The organism is Burkholderia cepacia (genome assembly GCF_001039005.1).
Classification (GTDB): domain Bacteria; phylum Pseudomonadota; class Gammaproteobacteria; order Burkholderiales; family Burkholderiaceae; genus Burkholderia; species Burkholderia theae.
Genome location: NZ_LDWR01000042.1, coordinates 145,673 through 170,753, shown reverse-complemented (window position 1 = coordinate 170,753; position 25,081 = coordinate 145,673). Strand labels below are relative to the sequence as shown.

At 64.7% G+C, this 25,081-nt stretch carries 25 protein-coding genes; 17 read left to right on the top strand and 8 right to left on the bottom strand.

All coding sequences use genetic code 11. The features are described from left to right. Positions 1-35: 35 nt before the first annotated feature. The 4 genes from VL15_RS24415 to VL15_RS24400 all read left to right on the top strand — a co-directional run bounded on the left by VL15_RS24415 (position 36) and on the right by VL15_RS24400 (position 3,697). Complete coding sequence (locus VL15_RS24415) at positions 36-716, top strand: glutathione S-transferase family protein (protein ID WP_048249052.1); 681 nt, start codon at positions 36-38, stop codon at positions 714-716. A 155-nt stretch (positions 717-871) separates the two neighbouring features. Beyond that, a complete protein-coding gene (locus VL15_RS24410; protein ID WP_048249051.1) occupies positions 872-1,789 on the top strand; it encodes an acetoacetate decarboxylase family protein in 918 nt (305 codons plus the stop codon). A gap of 43 nt (positions 1,790-1,832) precedes the next feature. Then, positions 1,833-3,089, top strand: coding sequence for a saccharopine dehydrogenase family protein (locus VL15_RS24405; protein WP_048249050.1), 1,257 nt, complete (start codon positions 1,833-1,835; stop codon positions 3,087-3,089). 128 nt (positions 3,090-3,217) lie between these two features. Beyond that, positions 3,218-3,697: a MerR family transcriptional regulator gene (locus tag VL15_RS24400; protein ID WP_048249049.1), complete on the top strand. Its 480-nt coding sequence runs from the start codon at positions 3,218-3,220 to the stop codon at positions 3,695-3,697. A 30-nt stretch (positions 3,698-3,727) separates the two neighbouring features. Here VL15_RS24400 and VL15_RS24395 read toward each other — a convergent pair whose 3' ends face one another. Together VL15_RS24395 and VL15_RS24390 are read right to left on the bottom strand one after the other, a co-directional pair. Beyond that, positions 3,728-4,411 carry a type 1 glutamine amidotransferase domain-containing protein gene (locus tag VL15_RS24395; protein WP_048249048.1) on the bottom strand — a complete coding sequence of 228 codons (684 nt, stop codon included), beginning with the start codon at positions 4,409-4,411 and terminating at the stop codon, positions 3,728-3,730. A 132-nt stretch (positions 4,412-4,543) separates the two neighbouring features. Then, positions 4,544-5,197 (bottom strand): TetR/AcrR family transcriptional regulator, encoded by a 654-nt coding sequence (locus tag VL15_RS24390; protein ID WP_048249047.1) that lies wholly within the window; start codon positions 5,195-5,197, stop codon positions 4,544-4,546. Between the two features lie 99 nt (positions 5,198-5,296). Here VL15_RS24390 and VL15_RS24385 point away from each other — a divergent pair, with 99 nt between their 5' ends. Further along, positions 5,297-6,772: a coniferyl aldehyde dehydrogenase gene (locus VL15_RS24385; RefSeq protein ID WP_048249046.1), complete on the top strand. Its 1,476-nt coding sequence runs from the start codon at positions 5,297-5,299 to the stop codon at positions 6,770-6,772. Between the two features lie 75 nt (positions 6,773-6,847). On the opposite strand, the gene VL15_RS24380 is transcribed toward VL15_RS24385, so the two are convergent. Next, entirely contained in the window at positions 6,848-7,726 is an 879-nt protein-coding gene (locus VL15_RS24380; protein WP_048249045.1) for a LysR substrate-binding domain-containing protein, read from the bottom strand. A gap of 132 nt (positions 7,727-7,858) precedes the next feature. Between VL15_RS24380 and VL15_RS24375 the strand changes: the two genes are divergently transcribed. Further along, positions 7,859-8,491 (top strand): FMN-dependent NADH-azoreductase, encoded by a 633-nt coding sequence (locus VL15_RS24375; RefSeq protein ID WP_048249044.1) that lies wholly within the window; start codon positions 7,859-7,861, stop codon positions 8,489-8,491. A gap of 82 nt (positions 8,492-8,573) precedes the next feature. On the opposite strand, the gene VL15_RS24370 is transcribed toward VL15_RS24375, so the two are convergent. After that, positions 8,574-9,191, bottom strand: a complete 618-nt coding sequence (locus VL15_RS24370) for a LysE family translocator (protein WP_048249085.1) — start codon at positions 9,189-9,191, stop codon at positions 8,574-8,576. 67 nt (positions 9,192-9,258) lie between these two features. Here VL15_RS24370 and VL15_RS24365 point away from each other — a divergent pair, with 67 nt between their 5' ends. The 4 genes from VL15_RS24365 (at position 9,259) to VL15_RS24350 (ending at position 12,489) form a co-directional block, all read left to right on the top strand. Then, a complete protein-coding gene (locus VL15_RS24365) occupies positions 9,259-10,182 on the top strand; it encodes a LysR family transcriptional regulator (protein WP_048249043.1) in 924 nt (307 codons plus the stop codon). Positions 10,183-10,447: 265 nt separating this feature from the next. Then, positions 10,448-11,203 carry a pentapeptide repeat-containing protein gene (locus VL15_RS24360; RefSeq protein WP_230684511.1) on the top strand — a complete coding sequence of 252 codons (756 nt, stop codon included), beginning with the start codon at positions 10,448-10,450 and terminating at the stop codon, positions 11,201-11,203. Positions 11,204-11,452: 249 nt separating this feature from the next. Further along, positions 11,453-12,049 carry a nucleotidyltransferase domain-containing protein gene (locus tag VL15_RS24355; RefSeq protein ID WP_048249041.1) on the top strand — a complete coding sequence of 199 codons (597 nt, stop codon included), beginning with the start codon at positions 11,453-11,455 and terminating at the stop codon, positions 12,047-12,049. A gap of 107 nt (positions 12,050-12,156) precedes the next feature. Then, the gene (locus VL15_RS24350; RefSeq protein ID WP_048249040.1) at positions 12,157-12,489 is read left to right on the top strand and encodes a cupin domain-containing protein; all 333 of its coding nucleotides are present in this window, start codon (positions 12,157-12,159) and stop codon (positions 12,487-12,489) included. A gap of 159 nt (positions 12,490-12,648) precedes the next feature. Here VL15_RS24350 and VL15_RS24345 read toward each other — a convergent pair whose 3' ends face one another. Next, positions 12,649-12,948 (bottom strand): H-NS family nucleoid-associated regulatory protein, encoded by a 300-nt coding sequence (locus tag VL15_RS24345; protein ID WP_048249039.1) that lies wholly within the window; start codon positions 12,946-12,948, stop codon positions 12,649-12,651. A gap of 282 nt (positions 12,949-13,230) precedes the next feature. Between VL15_RS24345 and VL15_RS24340 the strand changes: the two genes are divergently transcribed. From VL15_RS24340 to VL15_RS24330, 3 genes are all read left to right on the top strand, one after another. Further along, positions 13,231-13,719 (top strand): RidA family protein, encoded by a 489-nt coding sequence (locus VL15_RS24340; RefSeq protein WP_048249038.1) that lies wholly within the window; start codon positions 13,231-13,233, stop codon positions 13,717-13,719. Between the two features lie 95 nt (positions 13,720-13,814). After that, on the top strand, positions 13,815-14,867 hold the full coding sequence (locus tag VL15_RS24335) for an ankyrin repeat domain-containing protein (protein ID WP_048249037.1): 1,053 nt from the start codon (positions 13,815-13,817) through the stop codon (positions 14,865-14,867). Positions 14,868-15,295: 428 nt separating this feature from the next. Continuing rightward, a complete protein-coding gene (locus VL15_RS24330; RefSeq protein ID WP_048249084.1) occupies positions 15,296-15,547 on the top strand; it encodes a hypothetical protein in 252 nt (83 codons plus the stop codon). 67 nt (positions 15,548-15,614) lie between these two features. Here VL15_RS24330 and VL15_RS24325 read toward each other — a convergent pair whose 3' ends face one another. Beyond that, a complete protein-coding gene (locus tag VL15_RS24325) occupies positions 15,615-16,727 on the bottom strand; it encodes a histidinol-phosphate transaminase (protein ID WP_048249036.1) in 1,113 nt (370 codons plus the stop codon). A gap of 411 nt (positions 16,728-17,138) precedes the next feature. Here VL15_RS24325 and VL15_RS24320 point away from each other — a divergent pair, with 411 nt between their 5' ends. Further along, positions 17,139-18,224 (top strand): helix-turn-helix transcriptional regulator, encoded by a 1,086-nt coding sequence (locus VL15_RS24320; protein ID WP_230684509.1) that lies wholly within the window; start codon positions 17,139-17,141, stop codon positions 18,222-18,224. Between the two features lie 78 nt (positions 18,225-18,302). On the opposite strand, the gene VL15_RS24315 is transcribed toward VL15_RS24320, so the two are convergent. Continuing rightward, the gene (locus VL15_RS24315; RefSeq protein WP_048249034.1) at positions 18,303-20,459 is read right to left on the bottom strand and encodes a glycoside hydrolase family 28 protein; all 2,157 of its coding nucleotides are present in this window, start codon (positions 20,457-20,459) and stop codon (positions 18,303-18,305) included. A 578-nt stretch (positions 20,460-21,037) separates the two neighbouring features. Here VL15_RS24315 and VL15_RS24310 point away from each other — a divergent pair. From VL15_RS24310 to VL15_RS24300, 3 genes are read left to right on the top strand one after another with little or no spacing between them, the layout of a single operon-like run. Next, complete coding sequence (locus VL15_RS24310; RefSeq protein WP_048249033.1) at positions 21,038-22,024, top strand: TRAP transporter substrate-binding protein; 987 nt, start codon at positions 21,038-21,040, stop codon at positions 22,022-22,024. Beyond that, complete coding sequence (locus tag VL15_RS24305) at positions 22,021-22,593, top strand: TRAP transporter small permease (RefSeq protein WP_048249032.1); 573 nt, start codon at positions 22,021-22,023, stop codon at positions 22,591-22,593. Before VL15_RS24310 ends, VL15_RS24305 begins: the two co-directional genes overlap by 4 nt. A 4-nt stretch (positions 22,594-22,597) precedes the next feature. After that, positions 22,598-23,950 carry a TRAP transporter large permease gene (locus VL15_RS24300; RefSeq protein ID WP_048249031.1) on the top strand — a complete coding sequence of 451 codons (1,353 nt, stop codon included), beginning with the start codon at positions 22,598-22,600 and terminating at the stop codon, positions 23,948-23,950. A gap of 117 nt (positions 23,951-24,067) precedes the next feature. On the opposite strand, the gene VL15_RS24295 is transcribed toward VL15_RS24300, so the two are convergent. Continuing rightward, complete coding sequence (locus tag VL15_RS24295; RefSeq protein ID WP_048249083.1) at positions 24,068-25,000, bottom strand: LysR family transcriptional regulator; 933 nt, start codon at positions 24,998-25,000, stop codon at positions 24,068-24,070. Positions 25,001-25,081: the final 81 nt, after the last annotated feature.

Below are 25,081 nucleotides of genomic sequence, written 5' to 3'. Positions count from 1 at the left end.
AGTCGGGCCGCATTTCATCAACGGGAGAGCGAACCATGAAGATCATTTCCGGGCCGCTGAGCATGTTCGGCGCCAAGGTCGAGATTGCGGCGCACGAGAAGGGCATCGACTTCGAGCTGGTGATGACGCCGTTCAGCCAGCTTCGCGGCTACGACCCCAAACATCCGGATGTGCTGCGCATCAACCCGAAGCGCCAGGTGCCGGTGCTGATGGACGGCGCGCTGGAGATCTTCGATTCCACGCAGATCTTCGAGTATCTCGAGGACCTGAAGCCCGATCCCGCGTTATGGCCGGCGCATCCGGCGGCGCGCGCGATCGCGCGTCAGCTCGAACATTGCAGCGACGAAATCTATTTTCCGCACGTCGTCCGGCTGATGGGGCTTGAAGACACGCCGGACGATCCGGCGGCGCAGGCGGCGCGCGCCGAAGCGTCGCAATACTATCGGCGCATGGAGCGCGTGCTGGCCGATCGGGAATTTCTGGCCGGGACCTATTCCTATGCCGACATTGCGTTTTACATGGCGCAGTTGTTCGGCGCGCGCAAGGGGGCGCCGATGACGGCGGAGACCCCGAACCTGCTCGCGTGGCGTGCGCGGATGACCGCACGTCCGGCCGTCCGGAAGGTCGCCGGAGCGATGGCCGGCTATCTGGAATCGATCGAAAACGCGATGCCCGATTTTCTTCGCGGCCTGAACTCGCCGTCCGGGGAAAAATGACTGCGCCCGTCGCGCCAACGAAGTCCGACTTGCCCCTCTATTCGAGGCCTTGACCTTAAAGTCGAGTTTAATCTTAGAGTGCTTGCTGACAGCAGTGAATCAGCAGGCTTCGGGGGTTGCCTGCCACGGTCAATCATCGACGAGAGGCAACGGACATGGACATTCGTTTTACACAGGTCGAATTCGGGCCGCACACGGTCGACGTGCCCGAAGGCGGGTACTACGACCGGTTCAGGATGAATCCGGACCTGGACGAGGTGGCGCGCGATCCCGCCGCGGGGAACATCGATTTTTTCCGCCGGATTCCGAAGCGTCAAGTGGCTTCGCGGGTCGGCCCGACCTGGGCGCCGAACTTTTACTACCGTTCCAGCAGCATTCAGCTGTTGTTCCTTGCGCCGCTCGACCGCCTGCAGACCCTATTGCCGGTGCCGCTCGAACCGTTGCGTGCGCTCCCCGGGCGCGGGCTGGTCGCGCTGACCTTCTTCTCCTATTCGGTCTGCGATAACGATCCGTATGACGAAGTATCCGTCGCGGTGGTGATCCGTCGGCCCGGCGCGAAAGGGTCGTACGCGCTGGAACTGATCGACTCGATGCGGCGCCGGAGCTTCTTCGCGCATGTGCTGGCGCTGCCGGTTACCACGGAGATCGCGCGGGTTCGCGGCGTACACGGCTATCAGCTTCCCAAGTGGCTCGCCGATATCGACGTGAATATCGGCGCCACCGCAAGCGCCCGCATTGCCGGCCCGGGCGGCCGGCCGGACCTGAGCCTGAGCGTGCCGCTGCCCGCGCTGACCCACGTCGCGTCCCAATCGCAGATGGGCACGACGACGATGATCAATCGCATCGACGGCGAATGGCACCAGACCTCGGTGCAGACCAATACGCTATCGTTCACGCAGCGCCTGCTGCCGCGCAACGTCGAGCTGGTGCGGCACGGCGGCCCGCTGAGCCAGTTGCTCGACGGGCTCGGCGCGTCCACCATCATGCGTCTCGACGTGGTAAAAGACGCGCAGTTGGTCCTGAACCTGCCGACGCCTTTAAAGGCCTTCGATGAACCCGGAACACAACACTAACGGCACGGAAGCACGCGACACGCCCGCGCCGAAGGAACCGTCCATGACCGAGCCGACCCACGATCTCGTCGTATTTGGTGCCACCAGTTTTGTCGGGCAGATCCTGACCCGCTACCTGTCCGACTATCTGTCGGGCTCGGGCTCGGGCGAGACGCTGCGCTGGGCCATCGCCGGCCGCTCCGAAGCGAAGCTCAAGCAGGTCAGGGATGCGCTGGGCGCGGCGGGGCAGGCGTTGCCGATCATCGTTGCCGACGCGGCCGACGAAGCGCAACTGCGGGCGCTCTGTGCGCAAACACGGGCGGTCGTGTCCACCGTCGGACCCTACGCGCTTTACGGGGAGCCGCTGGTCAAGGTCTGTGCGGAAACCGGCACCGACTACTGCGACCTCACCGGCGAGACGCAGTGGATCAAGCGGATGATCGAAAAATACGAGCCGGCGGCCCGGCAATCGGGCGCGCGCATCGTTCATTGCTGCGGCTTCGATTCGGTGCCGTCGGACATGGGCGTGTTCTTCCTGCAGCAACAGGCGCGGCGGCAGTGGGGCGCGCCGGCCGGGCAGGTAAAGATGCGCGTCCGAACGCTGAAGGGCGGCGCGTCGGGCGGAACAGTGGCGAGCGTGATCAACGTCGTGCGGGAAGCCGCGGCCGATCCCGCGTTGCGCAGGGAACTGCTCGATCCTTATTCGCTGTGCCCACAAGGTCATGGCTTCACGGCGCGGCAGCACGCGGTTCGATCGGCCGAATTCGATCGCGACTGCGACGCGTGGATCGCGCCGTTCGTGATGGCGGCCATCAACGAGCGCGTCGTGCACCGCTCCAATGCGCTGGCCGGCAACGCGTACGGCAGCCGGTTCACCTACGACGAAGCCGTCATGACGGGCACGGGCCTCAAAGGCCGCCTGACCGCGCTGGCAATGGTGGCGGGTCTCGGCGCATTCATGGTGGGCGTGATCGTCAAGCCGGTGCGCATGCTGATGGAGCGCTTCCTGCTGCCGAAACCCGGCGAAGGGCCGAGCGCCGAGGCCCAACTGGCCGGCCGCTACGATCTGCGTTTCTTCGGGCGTGCCGACGACGGGCGGACCCTGCGCGTGAAAGTCACCGGCGATCGCGATCCGGGTTACGGCTCCACCGGCAAGATGCTGGGCCAGGCCGCGATCAGTCTCGCGCTGGATTGCGGCCGCGGCCGCGAAGGCGACAAGACCGGGCGCGGCGGCGGCTTCTGGACGCCCGCGACGATGTTCGACGAGCGCTTCATCGAGCGTCTGGTGCGCCATGCGGGATTGCGTTTCGACGTGATGTGAGCGCGTATTCCGTCCGCTATTCGAAAGGAAGCCGATAAAGATCGGATTGCGAATCAATGTGAGGAGACCATTGACTGTCACGGTGGGTCGAATGGCCGGACCTGTTCCGGCCGGGGAGTCGCGGCAACATGAAGATCGGGGAACTGGCGGAACGCACCGGCCTTACCCCTTCGCGCATCCGCTTCTACGAACGCATCGGTCTCTTGACGTTCGTCGAGCGCGAAGCGAACGGCTATCGCAGTTATCCGCAGGAAGCGGTGACGGTGCTCGATCTGATCACCGCGGCGCAGAAGGCGGATTTCAGTCTTGACGAGATTCGCACGCTGATTCCGTCGGATCTCACGCAATGGCAATGCGGTTCGTTGCTGGAAGCGCTGTGCCGCAAGGTGGAAGGCATCGAGGCGCTGGAGGCGCGGCTGGCGCGAAGCAAGGCGCACATCGTGTCGCTGATCGCCGAAATCCGGGCGAAGCCGGAGTCGGTTGATTGTGCAACCAATGCGAAAAGGCTGTTGTCGAGAATCCCGTCCGGGAATGCCATGAACGCCGGCGATGCGGACACCGCCGATGCCCATCACGAGCCGGTGCCGCGCCGGACGATCCGCCCTTAGGTCAGCGGCGGCGCGAGCCCGTCCGCCGCGTCACAGGAGCGCGACGACCTGTTCGGCCGTCGCCTTCGCCGATTGCGGATTCTGGCCGGTCACCAGGCGGCCGTCGACGACGACGTTCGACGTGAACGGCAGCAGCGCCTTCTCGTAGCGCGCGCCACGCTGTTGCATCTGCTGCTCGACGTTGTAGGGCACTTTCTTCGCGACGCCGGCCAGGATTTCCTCCATCCACGAGTAGCCGGTGATCCGGCGCCCGGCAACCAGCAGCGAGCCGTCCGAAAGCTTCGTGTTCAGCAGGCCGCAGTAGCCGTGGCAGACCGACGACACGACGCCGCCGCGCTCGTAGATCTCGCGCGTGAGGCGCTGCAGCCCTGCATCGTCCGGGTAGTCCCACATGACCGCATGGCCGCCGGTGAAGTAGATCGCATCGAAATCGGCCGGGTCGATCTCGTCGGGGCGCGCGGTGGTCGCGAGCAGCGCCTCGTTGGCCTGGTCGGCGCGCCACGCTTTCGCGGCGGCGTCGGCGTGCGGCCATTTCAGCGAGCGCGGTTCCAGCGGCGACACGCCGCCCTTGGGGCTCACGAGCCGCTGCTCATAGCCTTGCGCCGCGAAGATGTGGTGGGCATGCGTCAGCTCGGACAGCCACAGGCCGGTCGGTTGCGCCGGATTGGCGTAGTGCGCGACGTTGCTGACGACATGAAGGATGCGCGTGGTCATGATGCGATTTCCTCTTGAGCGGCCACGGGCGGACGTCGTCGACGCACCGCCGGATGGTCGGATGGCAGAACCCAACCCCATGGCCTCGATACGCTGCCGAGGCAAACCTTAACCTTCAAGCGAAGTTCAAGGTCAAGACCTTTTCGCCTTGGTCGTCCGCGCGCGTTTTTCGGGCAGCACGAGTCCGTCCAGCAAGGTCGTCAGCGCATCCTCGATCGCATGATCGCCGACCTTCTCGCGCACCAGCCGCCCGTCGATCGCGAGCATCGTCAGGCCATGGAGATGTGCCCAGCAGGCGGTCGCCTGGCCAAGCGCGGAGCGCGGGCGGATCGTGCCGGCGCGCTGGCCGTGCTCCAGGATGTCGACGACCAGCAGGAAGGGCGCCTGCACGCGCGGATCGAGATGGATATCCGAAGGCTCGCCGGCATCCGCGGCAAACATCAGTCGATAAAGATCCGGGTGGCGCTGCCCGAACGCGAGATGGGCGTAAGCGAGCGCAAGCAGCACGTCCGGTGCGCCCGCGGCGGGGTCGACGGACGCGGCGAGATCGTCGCGCAAGCGATCGAAGCCGATCAGCGCCAGCTCGTGAAGCAACGCGGCCTTGTCCGGGAAATGCCGGTACGGCGCGGAGTGGCTGACGTTCGCGCGCCGCGCGATTTCACGCAGCGTGAACTGCCAGCCTTGTTGCTCCTGCAACGTGTCGAGTGCCGTGTCGATGATCGCGCGGCGCAGATCCCCGTGGTGATAAGCCTTTTGCCCGGCGTCCGCATCCGCGTCTGACGGCATCGTGTTGCTCCTATGTTGACATGGAACACATTGTGGTCCTATGATCCGTGACACGCAAGTTGACAGTGTCTACATCGACGCAACCTCGTGAGGTGCACCATGGCCGTTTCCGCAGAATCCAGCTCGAGCATCGACCCGGCGGCGTTGCTGGCCCGCCAGCGCAGTGCGTTCGTGACCGAGGGGCCGCCGAGCATGCAGCAGCGCAAGGCGCGGCTCGCCCGGCTGCGCGCCGTGGTGCTGGCCCATCGCCGCGACGTGGAGGAGGCGGTCAACGCCGATTTCGGGCATCGCTCGCGCCACGAGACCGCGATCATGGAACTCGTGGGCGTGATCCAGGCGATCGATTACCTGACCCGCAACCTGCGTCGCTTCATGAAGCCGCAGCGCCGGCACGTCGGCATCTTCTATCGTGCCGGGCAGGCTCACGTCGAATATCAGCCGGTGGGTGTCGTGGGCGTGATGGCGCCGTGGAATTACCCGTTCGCGCTGACGTTCATCCCGCTGGCGACCGCGCTGGCCGCCGGCAACCGCGCGATGCTCAAGCCGTCGGAGCTGACGCCGCGTACCAGCGAGGTGATGCGACGCATGCTCGCGGACACTTTCCCGAGCGAGGAGGTCGCGGTCGTGCTCGGCGGCCCGGAAGTCGGCGCCGCGTTCAGCGGCCTGCCGTTCGATCATCTGCTGTTTACCGGCAGCACGCAGGTGGGCCGCAAGGTCATGAAGGCGGCGAGCGAGAACCTCGTGCCGGTGACGCTCGAACTGGGCGGCAAGAGCCCCGCGATCGTCGCGAGGGGGCATGTCGATGGCCGGATGATGTCCAGCATCGTGTTCGGCAAGCTGTCGAACGGCGGACAGACCTGCGTGGCGCCCGACTATGCGCTCGTGCATGAAGACGATCTGGATGCGTTCGTCACGCAATACGATGCGGCGGTCGCGCGCTTCTATCCGGACGGGCCGACCAGCCCGGACTACACGTCGATCGTCAGCGACCGGCATTACGATCGCCTGAAGGGTCTCGTCGACGAAGCGCGCAACCAGGGCGCGCGCGTGATCGAGGCGGGCGTGAATCCGCAGCATGCGGCCACCCGCAAGCGGACGCTTGCGCCCACGTTGATCGTCGGGGCGGGCGACGACACGGCCATCATGCAGGAAGAGATCTTCGGGCCGATCCTGCCGGTGCGCACGTATCGCACGATCGACGAGGTCGTCGACTACGTGAATGCACGTCCGCGGCCACTTGCGCTTTATTACTTCGGCGCACGGGACGGCGACTGCGATACGTTGCTGAAGCGAACCACGTCGGGCAATGTCGGCATCAACAACACGATCCTGCATGTCGCGCAGGAAGATTTGCCGTTCGGCGGTGTGGGTCCCAGCGGGATGGGCGCGTATCACGGCATCGAAGGATTCCGTGCGATGAGCCATGCCAAGGGCGTGTTCGTGCAGGGGCGCTGGAGTTTGCCGAGCTTGCTGCGTGCGCCGTTCGGCAAGCTCGCGGATTTCGCGCTGGCGGCGCTGCTTGGGCGGAATCGAGATTCGGTTGAAGGGCGCGTTGGATTGAGTGCAAAGCGCTGAGTTGGGTGGGGTACCGCGCCGGGGCATCGCGGCCACAGGCGAATGCCCCGTTTGTATTTCCGCGCGGGCCGCTCGTTACGGCCTGCTGCGTTTGCCGGCTCCGGTGCGAACAGCGGTTTCGTCGAAGATCGTCGCGGCGAATTCCGCGGCTGCCGGCATCCGGGCGTCATGCATCAGCACGAATTCCGTTTCCGGCAGGTCCGGCAACCCTTCGGGCCCACCCAATTCACGGAGCGTGTCGTCGATCGCACTGCGCGGCACCGGGGCGAGTGCGATGCCGGCTCGCGCGAACGTGAGGATGCCGGTGACGCTCGGGCTTTCGCAGGCGATCCGGTAGCGCATGCCGGCCAGCGCGAGCGCCTTGATGGCGGCCGCCCGGTACGGACACGGATCGGGAAAGCATGCGAGCGGGACATCGCCTTCGGGAAGCGGCTCGTGGCGTGCAAAGGCCCAGACGAGCGGTTCCTGCCACAACGTCGCGCCCTGGCCCGAGTGCGAGCAGCGGCTGCCGATCACGAGATCGAATTCGCCGTTTGCGTGCCGTTGAAACAGGCTGTCGCCGATATCGACCGTCAGATCCAGCCGCAAGCCGCGCCGCGCGGCGCCATAGCGCCGCATCACGTCGGGAAGCCAGCCTCCCGCGAAGTCTTCCGATGCGCCGATACGCAGCTTGATCTCGACTGCGTCGCCGGTTCCCAGCTTCGCCTTCACTTCCTCGCTCAGATTGAGCATCGCGCGCGCGTAGCCGAGCAGCGTGTGGCCGTGCTCGGTGAGCGTGACGCTGCGCGTATTGCGCACGAGCAGCGCCCGGCCGAGCTGCTCCTCGAGGCGAACGATCTGGGCGCTGACCGCGGATTGGCTGAGATTCAGCCGGTGACCGGCGCCGGTAAAGCTGCGTACGTCGGCAACCGCTACGAACGTATGAAGCAGCGCCGTGTCAAGGGGAGGATTCATTGATCACCAATCCGGGTTAATTCAATCAATTAATATCGTTTCAAAATTATAGGCCGACTCGATACGCTGCGAATCGCAGTGGGCGATCGCGCATGTCGCGCGTCGCCGCCACTCTTGGCAAGGACCGGCTCCATGACGCGCGTGCTGTATATCGAAGGCTCACCCAACAAGGACTATTCGGCGTCGATCGACGTGTGCAATGCCTTTCTCGATGCGTACCGGCACGCCCATCCGGGTCACGAGATACAGAAGCTCGACATCTGGGATCTGGCGATGCCCGAATTCGACGAAGCGGCGCTGGCCGCGAAATACGCCGGGCTGAGCGGAACGGCGTTGACGCCGGCGCAGGCGGCGGCTTGGCAGCGGATCGAACAGCTCGCGGCGCCCTTTCACGCAGCGGACAAGTTCCTGTTCGGCGTGCCGCTGTGGAATTTCAGCATTCCGTACAAACTCAAGCACCTGATCGATGTGATCTCGCAGAAGGATGTGCTGTTCACGTTCGACGGTTCGGGGTTCGCCGGCAAGCTGGCCGGGAAAAAGGCGGCGGTCGTCTATGCGCGCGGGCTTAGTTATCAGGCGCCGGGTTCGTTTACGCCGGCCGGCGAGTTCGATCTGCAGCGCCCGTACATGGAAACTTGGCTGAAGTTCGTGGGCGTGAAAGACGTCACCGGCATTGTCGTCGAGCGGACGTTGTTCGGTCCCGACGGACAGGTCGATCGCAGTCGGGCGATCGACGAAGCCCGCGCGATCGCGCACACATTCTGACGTTGCCGCGCTTCGCATTGCATGTGGCGCGGCAGCGGATCGCGCCCGATGATCGTTTCGAAGCGCGGTCCGGATACGTGCGTCAGCGCCCGCCGCGCGCGATGGCGAGCGCGATGCCGAAGCCCACGAGCAAGCCGCCGAAGGTGCGGTCGATCCAGTGGCGCAGCGACAGCAGGCGATCACGAACGGCCGTGGCGGAGAAGCACAGGGCCACCAGGCTGAACCAGCCGGCATGCGCGAGCGCGATGAAGGCGCCGTAGCCGAGCTGCACGATCAACGGTGTGTCGGGCCGCACGGCCTGCATGAACAGGCTGACGATGAACACGGTGGTTTTGGGATTCAGCGCGTTGGTGAAGAAGCCGGTGCGCAGCGCGGCCAGATCCGATAGCGGCGCCGCATGCACGTCGGCTTGCCCGTCACCGGGCTTGGTCATGAGCATCTTCGCGCCCAGGTAGATCAGGTAGATCGCGCCGATCAGCTTGACGGCATTGAAGAGCCACAGGGATTGGCGGATCAGCAGGCCCACACCCAGCAGCGTGTAGCTCACATGGACCGTCACGCCCAGCCCGATACCGAGCGCGGTGAGCACGCCCGATCGGCGCGACAGCATCAGGCTGTTGCGCGTGACCATCGCGAAGTCCGGGCCCGGGCTGATGACAGCCAGCAGTGTAATGGTGACTACAACTATCAGTTCCGTCATCGCGTTGTCCTTTCGATTGATGTCGTCATGGCACAATCTTATGGACCATATTCCATCTGGAAAAGCGATGATTTCTGACCAGAATGGTGAGATTGACTCACAGTCGATCCGCACAACCCTGCCGTCGCTGATGGCGTTGCGTTGTTTCGAGGCGGCGGCGCGTCACGAGAATTTCAGCCGTGCCGCCGACGAACTGTGCCTGACCCATGGCGCGGTCAGCCGTGCGGTGCGTCTGCTCGAAGACGACCTGGGCGTGGCGCTGTTCCAGCGGCGCAGCCGTCGTGTGTTCCTGACCGATGCGGGCCGCAAGCTGGCCCAGGCTGTCCATGACGGCTTGGGCCTGATGCGTCACGCCGCGCACGCATTGCGCACCGAGGCCGCCCGGGCGCGGCGTTGGGTCCTGTCGTGCGAACCGACGCTTCTGATGCGTTGGCTGATTCCGCGCTGGCCGGACTTCCAGGCCCGATATGCGGGAGTCGACATCCATCTCGCCGCGGCGGGCGGTCCGTTCTCGTTCGACAGCGGCATCGACATGGCCATCCGCCGCAACGATTTTGCGTGGCCGGCCGGTTACCACGCCGAACCTCTGTTCGCCGAGCGGGTGGGGCCGGTTTGCCGGCCGGACAAAGTCGATGCGTGGTTTTCCGCTCGTCGCGGCGTTCGCTCGTTGAAGCCGGACGCGCCGCAATTGCATACGCGGACACGGTCGGACGCGTGGAAGGAATGGGCGGTGGCGGCGCACCAGCCGAAGGGGAGCGGCCGGCGGCAGACGTTCGACCATTTCTACTTCAGTCTGCAGGCGGCCGTCGCGGGGCTCGGTGTCGCCATCGGCCCGTGGCATCTCGTGCGCGACGATCTCGAAAGCGGTGTGCTGGTCGCGCCGATGGGTTTCGTGGAGGACGGCTCGCACTACTGCTTGCTGACGCCGGCGCCCGTCGCGGCGGGAAGTGCGCAGTCGGATCTGCTTGCATGGTTGAAGACGATGGTTTGATGAATGTGGAAGGGATGGTTCGAAGATCCGGCAAAGGGCGGAGCAAGTGTTTCGCGACGGCCGATTTCGACTGGCTCTGTCGGGCCGTCTGCCCCGGCCCGGACGACAACGTTCGTCGACATTGCGAAGCCGAGCGCGAGAGCGGTAGAATTCGTGTCGCCGAAAATAGAGTGGCAGGTTGGTATCTCCTGCGCCCCGCGAGGGGTTCTAACCATGCCGCGGCGTCAACCTTGCTTTCACGAGTCAAGGGGGGCGCACTGTGGTCATGACGCTGCGCGCCTCCCATCCATGGGGAATTGCACCGATGCGCACACACGTAAAAGATCCGTCGACCGGCAACGGGGCGGTGTTCAGCGACACGAACTTCAGCCGCGACGAACTGGCTCGCGTTCTTCAGCAATCCGGCGACGGGCCGACCTTCGAGCGCTGCGACTTCGACGGCCAGGACCTTTCCGACCTTGACTTCCGAGCGGCACGATTCGCGCAGTGCAACTTCGAGCGCACCCGCTTTGAGCACAGCGATCTGACGGGCAGCCGCTGGCTGAGTTGCAAGGGCGCCACGGCAAATTTCCGGTATGCCAATGCGAGTGATGCCCGATTCTGCCGGAGCGATTTGAACAATACCGACTGGACCGGCGCCAAGCTTGCATCGACCGTCTTTACGGAGGTCAGGCTGACGGGAGCCCGTTTCACGGACATCCGTGCGCTGGGGCTCAGCTTCCACGATTCGCTGCTCGTGGGCGCCAATCTCAGCGGGTTGTCGTTCCGGAAGCAGACCCTCGAAGCATTGAATTTCTCCGAGGCCGACCTGTCCGATTGTGATTTTCGCGATGCCGTATTCGAGGGCGGCAGCCTCGGCAATGCGCGCCTGCACAACACACGGTTCGACGGCGCGGACCTGCGCTCTACAGACTTGACCGGCCTGCGTTTATCCGATGTATTGCTTCATTTCAAAGGGGCGATCCTCTCCGTCGATCAAGCGGTCATGCTGATCGGCAATTGCGGTGTGCGCGTGATGTGAATCTCGTCGGGCACGCGGTCGACGCGGCGCTCGGCCGCGGCGGGCGGATGGCCGTCTCCGCCCGAATTCCTGAACACAGCGCGATTCGACGCGAAGCGACGCAGGCATGTTCACGTCCATGAGCTCGGCCAGCATGAAAAGAGCGATCAAGAACAACAAGTGGCCCGCGTGCAATGCTTGCAGCCGTCTGCAGATTCATTTCGGCACGCATTGTTCAATGCAGATCATTCCGGCAGGATCAGCACTCGAATGACTACTCCCGACCAAGAGGCATGGAATGCATGGCAACCGGACGTACTCACGCAACGGTTGAGCGAAATTCATTTGCCATGGTGCGTCGTCGGTGGCTGGGCGCTCGATCTTTGGCATGGCGCGCAAACACGCGAACACGACGATCTGGAATTCACCATTTTACGAGAAGACTTCGACAGATTCCGGCGGGCGTTCGGTGATCTGGAGTTCTATACAGCCCATGCGGGCGTTGTCGAGAAACTGCCGGCAAATCAGCGCGCGCCATCCGGCATCATGCAATTCTGGGGATACGATCGCGCTGCCGAACGTTGGCGGATCGATATGATGATCGAGCCGGGTACACCCGAATGGTGGGTCTACAAACGAGATCCATCGTTCAAGCGGCCGCGTGCCGAAATGGTGATGAGAACCGCTGACGGCATCCCGTTTCTGAATCCATCCGCGGTACTGCTGTTCAAGGCCCGCGATCGGCGTCCCAAAGATCAGCGGGATTTCGACAGTGCATTACCGAAACTGCCGGTTATCGAACGCACGTGGCTGAAAGACTGTCTGGATGTTCTCCACCCCGGCAATGAATGGGCGCGGATGCTTTGACGGCCGATCGCGTTTCCTTCAATGGCAGCCGTTAGACTAAAGTGAATATTTCCCGGGCATCTTTAAACCGCCACCCTTTACACGAAGGTCAGCGATGAGGTCGAGCCATGCAGCTTCAAATCGGTAATCTGTTCAATGTGGAAGGGCAGCGCGGCGGCGACGAGCGGATCGATATCCTCGTCACGGGGCAGCGTCTGAATGTCGAACGGATCGTGTCGATGGGACACGCGAGCCCTGACGGGTTCTGGTATGACGACTCGCGCGCGGAATGGGTCGTGCTGCTGTCGGGCGCGGCCGTGCTCGAGTTCGAAGAGGGTTCGATACGGCATGACATGCGCCCGGGCGACTACGTGCTGATCGAGCCGCATAACCGCCATCGCGTCGCGTGGACGCACGAAGACGAGCAAACCGTGTGGCTTGCCGTTTATTACGAACGCTGAATCACGATTGGCCGGGATGCGACTCGACGCGTAACGGTCGGCCATGTGCCGGATTCGGCAAAACGACATCGACCCGGCGCGGTCTTTGAATACCGCCGGTATCGATGCCCAAATCGCCGGACAACGCGCTGAATTGCGCGCCGGTACGCGTCGAGAATCTTATTCCTGAATCAGGAATCGATTGCGATTCTTCGCATCTTTGATCCATGCGGGCGCGCGACCGCGGCCCGACCAGGTTGCCCCGGACTTCGGATCGCGATACTTCGCCTGCACGGGTGCCGCCGCTTGCTTGGCCGACCGGCCTCGACGTACACCGAAAATGTCCTTTTCGGTAATGCCGAATTCCGCGACCTTGGCGCGGATGTCGTCGACGATCGACTGGAATTCCGCGGCGCGCGCGGCTTCGGCTTTCTCGGCCAAAGCTTCCATTTGGGCTTTCAGTTCCTTGTAAGTCGCCATATATCGCTCGTTGGGGTTGTGTACACACATGATAGCGGTTTAAAGCGGAAATGATGAGGAAATTCTCTTCCACAACGCAATTCGCCATCGATATGGCGTGCAAGACTGTTTCGAACACCTGAAAAGTGCATCGCTTTGGCGAATGCACACATGATTCCCTGCGCACGCGACGCAATCCGATCGCGTCTCTTTGGCCGTTCGCGGCCGGCTTTCTCTTTCGGGACAAGCTCGGAAGACTCAATTATTCTTTTACTTTTTTCGGACATATCGGGGAATTCACTGATGAACAGGGACGATAAGCTGACACAGGTCGCCGCCGAATTCGGATTCGATCCGGACCAGGAAATCAGGATCGGCGGAAAGTACACGCCTGTTCTGGTCGACGGGAGCACGGCCTACATTGCCGGGCAGATTCCACGCGTGGGGGAAGTCGTGCGGTTCGTCGGCGTCGTGGGTGAATCCGTTTCGCTGGACGACGGTCGCCGTGCTGCCGGCATATCGGCGCTGCGTGCGCTGTCGCTGGTTCGAAAGCACTGTGGCACGCTCGATGCGATAGCGTCTGTTCCCCGCATGACCGTTTACGTGCGGAGCGCGCCCGACTTCACGATGCAAAGCGAAGTTGCCGACGGCGCATCCGATGTGCTGTATGCGGTGCTCGGCGATGCAGGCGTTCATACGCGTTCGTCCGTCGGCGTGCTGCAATTGCCCAAGGGCGCGTCGGTGGAAGCGGATTTCATTTTCGGATTGCAGCGTGGCAATGCCGGCAGCTGATTTTCCGCGAGCCGGATCGCGTGCGCGGGCCGCTTCGCAAAACAGTCGGACAACCGGCGCATGATGCGCATTTCTGCAATGGCAGGAGGCTTGCAATGCCGAAAGCAAAAAAGAAACTGCTGCCGAAGGACTTTGAAACATTGCTCGACGAGGGCGATGTCGCGAAGCTGCAGGCAGTGTTCGACACCTGCGACGTGAATGCGCGAGGCGGGCCGAGCAAGCGAGCCGCGCTGTCGTTCGACCGTTGCCCCGATGATCTCGCGCGCTGGCTCGTTGCGCAGGGCGCGGATATCGGCGCGGCCGACGCGTACGGCAACACGGCGCTGCACGCGCGCGCCCGCAGCCGCCGCAGCCGCTTCGACGTGCTGCTCGAACTCGGCGCGGATGTTCACGATGACGGCGCGTCGATCGGCACCGCGCTGCACGCCGCGGCCGACTCGCGCAATGCGTTGTCCGCCCGCGTGCTGCTCGAGCACGGCGCGCGCGTCGACGCGTTGAACCGCGACGGGCAGACGCCGCTCGAGCGTGCGCTGCGCACCTGCGGCAATGCGGATCTGGAACACATGGTGGCGCTCGCCGACGTGCTGCTCGACGCCGGGGCGGCGAAGACGCCGCGCATGCGAAGCAGCGTCACGGAGATCGGCGAGCGTTTCGAATTCATGCGCGAGCGCTTCAACCCGGAATCCGTCGACGCGGCCAGCGCCGCGCTGGAGCGGCTCTATGCGCTGTTCGATGTACCGCCGGTGCCGCGCCGTCAACTGCACGACGGCCGGGCGCCGATCGTCGTCGGGGCCGGCTCGTGGCAGGAGCAGCATCAGGCACTGTGGAAGCAACTGGTGCCGGGAACCGGGCATGCAGCGACGGTGCAGGGCGAAATCATCCGGATCTCGCGCCGCATCGCGCATGAACTCGACCACAACGGAGGCTGCAACTGGGACGCGGACTTCCGCACGATGGCCGATGCGGTCGCGGCATTCGTGCGCACCGGCACGTCGCTGCCGGCGGGCGATTTGTCAGACTTGGAAGCGGTCGTGCAGGACGTGAAGCGCCAGTCGGGCGACCCGGCCCAACTGTGTCGCTTGGCCGTCGCGTGGGTGCGCCTGAACCCTCATCCGCTCGAACTCGCGCCGCCATCCTACCGGCGATAGCAACGCGCCGTCACGCACGGCGCGCTACGTGATCGTGCACAACGCCCGTGCGTGCGGAACATCCGTGTTGCCGATTTGCCCGACGGCCGTGCACCGGCGGCAGGTCGTTCAAGTCATTGACCCAGCTCCCCCGTAATTTCCGGAAACCGCCGCTGCGCCAATATCGGCCGGCATCCCCACTTTTGGAGATGCGATCGCCGTGCGGTACGTCTACGATGGACAACAGGGCATCGGGGACCGGATGTCACGAGAACAAGCGGACAGGCTTGCCATTCCGCGTCGAATTCTGCAAACGCCCCGCGCAGTTTACTGACACAGCGTTTGCGTACGATGACGCGCAGCGTGTGTGGTGGGTCGTTTGCATCGCGGCACGATGGCGCGTTGATGACGGAAGGCCTGACGTCGCATTTCGGGGAATTTCAATCAATATGCTGGCACGAGACTATGTGGAACGAGAGCTCTCTCACATCCAGAGAATGGTGGCTCTCCTGGCAAGCGAGACGCTCGCCGACGACGTGTCGATGTCGGGCGCGGGGCGCGTGAGGCACCCGAGTTACTGGCGAGGACGAATCGAGGAACTGCTGTCGGCGCCCGATGTGCCGCAACACGTCAGAAAGCTCAGCGAAGCCGTGCTCGCGAAGATCGACGAGATGGAATCGCGGTTTGCGGCGATGAAGTAAGTGCATCGTCGGACATTGCGCTGAAACGCGCGCCGTCCATCGCGTCGTCGACCGTCTTGCCCGTTGCTCACTCGAGCGCCATCACGGCAAGCAGGGCCGCACGAAACGCGACCATCTCCGCGGCGGTACCGACGGACACGCGCAGGTATTCCGGCGGGCCCGACTCGCGAATCAGGACCCCGTGGCGCAGGAGTCCGCTCCATATCCGGTGGCGATCCGCAAACTTGCCGAACATCACGAAATTGGCATCGGAATCGGCTACCGCGAGCCCCTGGTCACGCAGCCAGCCGACGATCGAATCGCGCTCGGCCTTGATCGCCTCCACTTGCGACAGCATTTCATCACGGGCAACCAGCGCCGCCCAGGCGGCTGCCTGGGTAAAAGCGGACAGGTGGTACGGCAGGCGAACCAGCTTCAGCGCTTCGACGATCGCAGGCGCGCACGCGCAATAGCCGACGCGGCCACCGGCGAATTTGAACGCCTTGCTCAACGTGCGGGTGACGACGAGCCGCGGATGGTTCGGCAGCAGCGTCGCCGCGCTGCGGACCCCGTGGCGCCGGAACTCCGCATACGCTTCGTCGACGACGACCACGCCCGGCGCGACGTCGAGTATCGCCCGGATCGTGTCGACCGGAAGCGCGGTCCCGGTCGGGTTGTTCGGCGACGTCAGCAGGATCACGTTCGGCTGGTGCGCGCGGATGCTGTCGATCGCCTGATTCAGGTCCAGCGCGAAATCGTCGGTGCGCGGCAGCGTATGCAGGCGCGTGAAGGTCGTCCGGCAGTATTCGTCATACATGGGATATGCGGGCGTAAAGGCCAGCGCCGATCGCCCCGGGCCGCCGAATGCCTGGAGAATCTGCTGGATCACTTCATTCGAGCCGTTGGCCGCCCAGACGCGCGACGCGTCGAGCGTCACGCCGGTGTCGTGCGTCAGATAAGCAGCCAGATGCGCACGCAGCTCGGCAAAGTCGCGGTCGGGATAACGGTTCGCCGCGCGCGCCGCGTCGGCCACCGCGGCCGCGATGCGCTCGACGAGCGCCGGCGACGGCGGATACGGATTCTCGTTGACGTTCAGGCATACCGGCACATCGAGCTGCGGCGCCCCGTACGCGTGCTGCAACTTGAGGTCCTCCCGGAGCGGCAAATCCGACAAGGCGACTTCTTTCCAGGGTTGTTGCATTGAAAACACTCCGTACGTTATCGATCGATCCGCGCAGCGGGTTTTTAAGGCGGCAAAAAACAAAAAAGGCGCCGGAGGCGCCTTGGTCGTTGTCTTGATCGGGAAAGACCCGATTCAATCTCTAGATGCGAAACGAACCACGGCGCAACAGCGGGCGTCCGTGGTGATGGTGCAGCGAGGGGGTGGCGTTTCGAATCGTCATGCGCTGCATCATGGCATACCCTGATCCGGATGAAAAGCCGCCCACGCGATACGCGCCGACCGAATGTGGCCATTACGTCTGACGAGAAACGGTAACAAACGTGGTATTTCGATCAAACACAGACAGGTAATTTGAACGATGCCGCCGATTGAGTAAGATTCGCCAAAGACGTTCGACAAAAACGCACGGCGCGGGGTGGCCAGATGCAAATGAACGGTTTGATTCCATCGACGTGGGTCGATGACCTCTACGCCGCGGCACTGGGCGATCAACGGTGGGACGCGGTGTTGGACGGGCTGCGATCGTCGGTCGGCGTGCGCATGGTCACGCTGCTGTCGTTCGACGAAGCGGCGAGGGTGCCGGCGATCGAACAGGCGGCGGGTGACGACCCGTCCTGGGTTGCCGCGTGTTTCCGCACCTACAACACCGAGTTCTACCGGTACGACCCGGTCGTGCCGATCGCCGGCAACTGGCCGGCCGGCCGCTGGTTCGAGGACGTCAAGCACTTGTCTTGGCAAGAGCGTGCGCACAGCGTGTTCTATCAGGAATTCCTGCATCCTTACGGGCTCGGCAGCATCTCGGGCCTGTATATCCATCGCGGCCAGGGCACCGGCGCATTCCTCAGCGTACAGAGCGGCCCCGAATCGCAAGGCCTTTCCGACGATCAGCGCCGCACCATCGAAATCATGGGGGCGCATATCAGCCGCGCGCTGCGGATCCAGGCGCGTATCGGGGAACTCGAGGCGCGCGTGGCCGCCGCGGAATCGGCGCTCGATGCGATTCCGGTGCCGGTGTTCCTGCTCGGCGAGCAACGCGAGCTGCGCTATACGAATCGCGCGGCCGATCAACTGATCGCGGCGGAACCGGCGATGCGGATCCTGAACGGACGTTTCGCGCCGGAAGGCTGCGTCGACGATGCGCAGTGGCGGCACGCATTCGCGCGCGGCGGGTTGCTGCTGCGGCGTGCGACGGGCGAACCGTTGCCGCTTGCGTTGATGCCGATTCCCGGACAGTCGCGGCTCGCGCGCGAACGCTCCGGCGTCGCGGCGTTGATGACGGCCGCCGACCTGCGGTCGCCGTCGGCCCGCGCGCAGCGGCTGCGCGTGTTCTACGGGCTATCGTCGGCGGAAGCCGATCTCGCCGTGCTGCTGTGCTGCGACGGGCTGTCGCCGCAGGAATGCGCGGAGCTGCGCGGCGTGTCGATCGGCACGGTCCGCACGCAGATCAAGTCGATCTACGCGAAGACGGAAGTGGCGCGTGCGTCGCAACTGACGTCGCTGGTCATGCAGACGTGACGGCGCGGCAAGCGCCGGGCATCCGCAACGGGTTTCCCGCGCGAACGCGGGAAACCCGAGGCGCCGGTCGTCTGATCGTTACAGCGACGGCGCCCACGTCGAACCGAACGGGTTCGACTGGTCGATGCCCGGGAAGTCGACGAACGCCTTGCTGCAGTCGAGCACGCTGGCCGGATCGATCGTATGGGTCGCGGTGCCGTTGACGACGACACGGTTCGCGGTCGACGGGAACACCGGCAGGTTCACGTTGTGCAGCGTGAGGTTCGCGTCGGACGCGATCGTCGAGATGCCGTCAGGCGTGTCGGCCACCACGTCGCTCAGCGACATCACGAGCGGGAACGCGGGCTCGCCGTAGCCGCCGGTGTTCGCTTCGAACCCCTGCAGCTTCACGCCGGCCGTACCCTCGATCACGACGTTCGCGAGCGAGATGTCGTGGAAGTTCGGATACAGCGGGCCGCTCGCCGGCACGGCCTTCGTGCTGTAGTACGGCGTGAACAGCAGCGCGTTCTTCGCATCGCGGATGCAGATGTTCGAGTAGCGGATGTTGCTCACTTCGCCGCCGCGCGCATAGTCGGACTTGATCCGCAGCCCTTCCTCGGAATCCTGGAACGAATTGTCGTAGACCTGAACGTTCGTCACGCCGCCGTTGGTCTCGCTGCCGATCGAGATGCCGTGCCCCCAGTAGATGTGGTTGTGCGCGATCACGACGCCCCATTTGCGATCGGCACGCACGTCGCGATTGCCGTCGATGCCGAACAGCGCCGAACCGGCGGGCGCCGGGTTGTTGCTGCCCTTGAGCGCCATGTCGTCGTCGCCGGTGCTCACGTAGTTGTACGCGAACACGAAGTTCTTCAAGTAGCCGTCGAACGAGATCGCACCGGGGGAGGTCGTCGTGCTGCCCGTCGACAGCGCTGCCGACGTGGGCTTCGATGCGGAGCCCGGGTCGAACGCGTCGGTGTTCTTCACGTTGTCCGCGTTGAACGTCTGCCCGTTGTACAGCGGGTTGCCGTTGCCGGCCGGGTTCGCGAACGCGGCGAGCGTCGGCGTCTGCACCTTCACGTTCCAGATCGTCAGCCCGTCGACGCCGCTCGGCACCACGTGGAAATTCGGGCTGTTGTTCAGCGTGATGCGGTACAGCGTGAGGTTCTTCGCGTAGTTGAACACCATCAGCCGGAAATTCGATTGCGACGCGACGCCCGTCGTGCCGTTCTGCACCATGTTGCCGAGATACGCGAGATCCCACCACGTCATGTTGCGCACCGGCGATTTCGAATCGACGACGGTGCCGCCGTCGTCGCACGCGGTGCCGTCCGGCGCCACGGTGCCGCCCTTGTATGCCGCGTAGGTGTTCGAGCAGGTCAGGTCGACCTTCATCAGCGGATATTTCGCATCGGACGTCACCAGCTCCGCGTAGCCGCGCCCGTCGATCCGGCCGTCGCCGACCACCGCCGCGTTGACGAGGTTGGTGCCGGTGATCAGCGCGGCGCAGTTCGACGAACTGCCGGCCTTCGTCGCGCTGACCGCCGTGTTGCCGCAATACGGCCCGGCGACGTTCGGCGAATACGCCTTCACGTCGCGCGACGCGTACAGCGTGACGCCCTTGTCGATCCACAGCGTCACGCCGGAGGGCAGCGTCAGCGGCCCGCTGACGAAGCCGTTGCCGGCCCCCGCGTGATTGACGACGAGACGCACCGCGAACTTGCTCGCGCGGTATTTGGGTTTCACGAGTTCCTCGCCGGACGCGCCGGCGATATTGACGTTCGGTGCGGCGGCCGCCTTCTGCGCGGCGGTGGCCGCGGCGTCCGCGGCCGCGATCGTCGCGCCGACCTCGGCGTCCACCGCCGCGCCGCACGCGTCGAGCGCGGCCTGGATGCGCGCCTGGTCGGGGTTGGCCGTGGCGGGCGACACGGCCTTGCCGACGCCCGCCGTCGACGGGTCGGCCTCCGGCGGCAGCGAGCCGTCGGGGCGGCTCACGAGCGTATTGCCGGCTTCGAGCGTGCTGCAGACCTGCGTATCGGCAGGCAGCGCGGGTTCGGCCGGCAGGTTCGCGTCGACGGTCGTCGTGCCGACCTGGAACACGCTGGTGGCGGGCGGTGCGGTGGACGCCACGCCGCCGCCGCTGGGGCTCGGGTCGTCGCCGCCGCATGCGCTCAGCGCGGCCGCTGTCGCGAGCAACGCCGCGAGCAGGCCGAGCACGCGCGGGCGCCCGTTCGGCCGGGAAATGGGGGATGTCATGACGAATATCTCCTGATGAAGCATCGGTTGTGGGCGATGCCGGGTTGGTATCGGATCGGTCGCGCAGGGCGAGTCATCGCGGCGGGCGCGGCTTGACCGTGCTGCCGGCAAGGCGTGGAGCAAGTGGGCGCGGACCTCCGGCCCGGATCGTCGGGGAGGGCGCCACGGGCGCGATCGCGCCGCGCGCGATGCGTGGCCGGCGCGTGCTCGTGGCATCGCGGCGGCATGTCCGTTTTGTGGTCAGTCATCCTATAACACCATCAAGCGAAGCGGAAGATTGCCTGTTGGCGTGACGAAACAGCCGTGCCGGTTGCCCGATTCGAATGCACACCCATTTCCGGAAAACGTTTCGCTGAAAATCGCCAAAACAGAGAAAACGATTCCTCGAAATACACCGAAAGCCCGTGATGGAAGCGGTTATAGGGGTATGCACCAAGTGAGTTAAACGATTAACCGACGTACATTCGCGTCAACACGTCATACGACGTATGACTCTGCGGTCAGCGAGCACGGCGCGGAAGCCTGCGCATGCCGGCGGATCGCCACACAACAACGATCGACCATCAAGGAGACTCACCATGAAGCACCGATTCACCGGCTCCCGTACCGCCCTGGCCGTCGCGCTGATGGCCGGCTTCGCGATGTCCGCCCAGGCGCGCGTGTTCCGCTCGGCGGACGTGCACGGCGACAACTTCCCGACCAACATGGCGGTGAAGTTCATGGGCGACGAGCTGTCGAAGCAGACGGGCGGCAAGGATTCGATCAAGGTGTTCGGCAACAGCGCGCTCGGCTCCGAGAAGGACACGGTCGACCAGGTCCGGATCGGCGCGATCGACATGGCGCGCGTGAACGGCGCGTCGTTCAACGAGATCGTGCCGGAATCGCTGATCCCGTCGTTCCCGTTCCTGTTCCGCGACGTCGACCATTTCCGCAAGGCGATGTATGGCCCGGCCGGCCAGAAGATCCTCGATGCGTTCACGGCGAAGGGGATGATCGCGCTGACGTTCTACGAGAGCGGCGCGCGCTCGATCTACGCGAAGCGCCCGGTGCGCTCGCCGGCCGACATGAAGGGGCTGAAGGTGCGCGTGCAACCGTCGGACCTGATGGTCGACGAGATCAGGGCGATGGGCGGCACGCCGACGCCGATGCCGTTCGCCGAGGTGTACACGGGCCTGAAGACGGGCCTCGTCGACGCGGCGGAAAACAACATGCCGTCGTACGAGGAAACGAAGCACTACGAAGTGGCGCCCGACTACTCGGAGACGCAGCACGCGATGACGCCTGAAGTGCTGGTGTTCTCGAAGAAGATCTGGGACACGCTGTCGCCGCAGGAGCAGGCGGCGATCAAGAAGGCGGCGGCCGATTCGGTGCCGTACTACCAGAAGCTGTGGACGGCGCGCGAGGCGTCCGCGCAGCAGGCGGTGACGAAGGGCGGCGCGAAAATTCTGCCGGCCGCGCAGATCGATCGCGCGGCGTTCGTGAAGGCGATGCAGCCGTTGTGGACGAAGTACGAGAAGACGCCGCAGATGAAGCAGATCGTCGACGAGATCGAGGCGACCAAGTGACGCGTCGCACTTCCCTGAACAGCGCGGCGGCCGCGGGTTCGTCGGCCGCCGCCCCGGACGGCGCAGCGCCGGCGCGGCCGCACGCCGCGCCGTTTCTGCGTTGCGTGAACGACGTGCTGTTCCGCGTGCTGGCCGTGATCGCATCGCTCTGTCTCGCGGTGCTCACGGTGCTGGTGTTCTACGCGGTCGTGATGCGTTACGTGTTCGAGAACGCGCCGGATTTCGTGGAGCCGATCGCGCTGCTGCTCGTGATCGTGATCGCGATGTTCGGCGCGGCGATGAAGGTGCGCGACGGCGGCCATATCGGCCTCGATTCGCTCGTGCGCCGGCTGCCGCCGAAGGCGAGCACCGTGGTCGTCGCGATCCAGCACCTGAGCCTGATCGCGTTCGCGATCATGATCATGGTCGGCTGCGGCAGCATGGCCGCCGAGACGATGGGCGACCGCATTCCGATCATCGGGCTGCCCGAAGGCGTGCGCTACCTGATCGCGATGCCCGCGGCGATCGCGATCATCCTCTTCTCGCTCGAGCACCTGCTCGCGCTTCGTCGTCCCTCGTCGAGACAATAACGCCATGGAACTCGCGATCCTGTCCGTCAGTTTTCTGATTTTTCTCGTGCTCGGCGTGCCCGTGTCGTTCGCGCTCGGGATAGCCTGCGTGCTGACCTATATGGTCGAAGGCCTGCCGATCGCGACCGCGATGCAGGCGATGGTCTCGGGGATGAACGCATTCTCGTTCCTCGCGGTGCCGTTCTTCATCTTCTCTGGCGAGCTGATGCTGCACGGCGGCATCGCCGACCGGATCCTGCGCTTCGCGCAGGCGACGGTCGGCCATTTCCGCGGCGGCCTCGGGATGGCGAACGTCGTCGCCTGTACGCTGTTCGGCGGCGTGTCGGGCTCGCCGACCGCCGATACGTCGGCGATGGGCGGTGTAGTGATCCCGCTGATGAAGCGCGAAGGCTACAGCGCCGCGTACGCGGTCAACGTGACGACGCACGCATCGCTCGCCGGCGCGCTGATGCCGACGTCGACCAACATGATCATCTACGCGTTCGCCGCGCAGGGGATCACGGGGATGCTGCACGGCCAGCCGGTGAGCGGTGTGTCGATCGGCGACCTGCTGTTCTCGGGGTTGCTGCCGGTGTTGTGGGTGATGGGCTTCGTGCTTGCCGCCGCGTACTGGCAGGCCGTGCGTCACGGTTATCCGCGCCGCGAAGACGGCTCGTCCGCGCTGCCCGCGTTTCCCGGCTGGTATGCGGTGCTGCGCAGCTTCGTCGGCGCGGTGCCCGGGCTGATGGTGATCGCGATCATCCTCGTGTGCGTCGCGAAGGGGATTGCGACCGCGACGGAAGCGGCCGCGATCGCCGTCGTGTACTCGCTTGTGCTGACCGCGATCGTCTACCGGACGCTGACGGTCGCGAAGCTGCGCCGCGCGCTGTCGCATGCGGCGCGCACGACGGGCGTCGTGCTGCTGCTGATCGCGGTGTCCAACATGCTGCGCTTCCAGATGTCGTACCTGGAGATTCCGGATGCGATCGAAGGGCTGCTGAAGCAGTCGACCGCCGCGCCGTGGCTGATGCTGCTGTACATCAACATCATCCAGGTGTTCCTCGGCACGTTCGTCGACATGGCCGCGCACATCCTGATCACGACGCCGCTGTTCCTGCCGATCGCGATGGCGTGCGGCGTCGGGCCGGTGCAGTTCGGGATCATGCTGCTGCTGAATTGCTCGCTCGGCCTCGTGCATCCGCCGATCGGGTCGGTGCAGTTCGTCGGATGCGCGATCGGCAACGTGTCGATCGGCGAGACTACGAAGATGGCGTGGCCGTATTACCTCGCGATCTTCAGTGCGATCAATATCGTGACCTACCTGCCGTTCTTCTCGACCTGGCTGCCGAGCGTCATCAGCGGGCACGCGGTGTTCTGATCGCGCGCTTCGCCCGTCGCGGCGCCGGACGACTCAGGTTGTCCGGCGCCGTTTTTGCGTTTGCGGTTCCGTTCGATCGACCTGCGGACGCATGAACGCGAACACGGTGCGGCGGCGCTACGCGCGTTCGTCGAGCGGCGGCGCACGCCACTCGGCCGTCGCCAGCCTCGCGATAAAGAAATCGGCGAGCGCGCTGACCTTGGCCGGTCGTGCGCGCGCAGACGGCGTGACGAAGTACAGGCCGCCTTCGGGCAGGCGCCAGTCGGTCAGGAGCGGTTCAAGCTGCCGGTCCGCGAAATACGGCGTCGCGGCGAACTCGGGCAACTCGGTGATCGCCAGCCCCGCGAGCACCGTCGGCAGCAATGCTTCCACGCTGGTGCCGCGCAACATCCCGCCGGGCGTGACCGCGCACGTTTCGCCGTCGTGGCGCGTGAAGCGCCACACGTCGCGCTGGTTTCGGTTCGCGTACGTCAGGCACGGATGGGCGCCGAGCTCCTGCGGATGCCGCGGGCGGCCGTGGCGCGACAGATAGGCCGGCGATGCGACGACGAACCGGCGAACCGGCGCAATGAGCCGCGCGACGAGCGACGAGTCTTCGAGGATCGCGATACGCAGTGCGGCGTCGAAACCTTCGCCGATCAGGTCGGAATGCGTATCGGTGAGGTGCAGATCGACGGAGATGTCCGGATAGATCTCGAAGAATTCGGGCAGCAGCGGTGCAACCCAGCGCGCGCCGAACGACAGCGGCGCGGCCAGCTTCACGAGGCCGCGCGGCCGGCTCGACGTTTCGCGTGCGAAATCCTCGGTGTCTTCCGCATCGGCGTAGAGCTTCGCCGCCCGCTCGATCAGCGTATGGCCGTAATCCGTGAGCGCGAGCCGTCGCGACGTGCGGTTGAACAGGCGCCCGCCGAGCCGCCCCTCGAGGCGCGTCACGGCGCGCGAAACCGTCGCGACCGACACACCCATCGCCGTCGCGGCAGCGGCGAACGAGCCTTCTTCGGCGACCTTCGCGAACATCGCGAAACCTTCAAAATCCGGCAGTTTCGACATCGACATATTTGCAATGATGGTTTGCAATCGTTTCTATTTCGGAAAATAGCACGGCGCCATACATTTGTCTCACCGCAACAC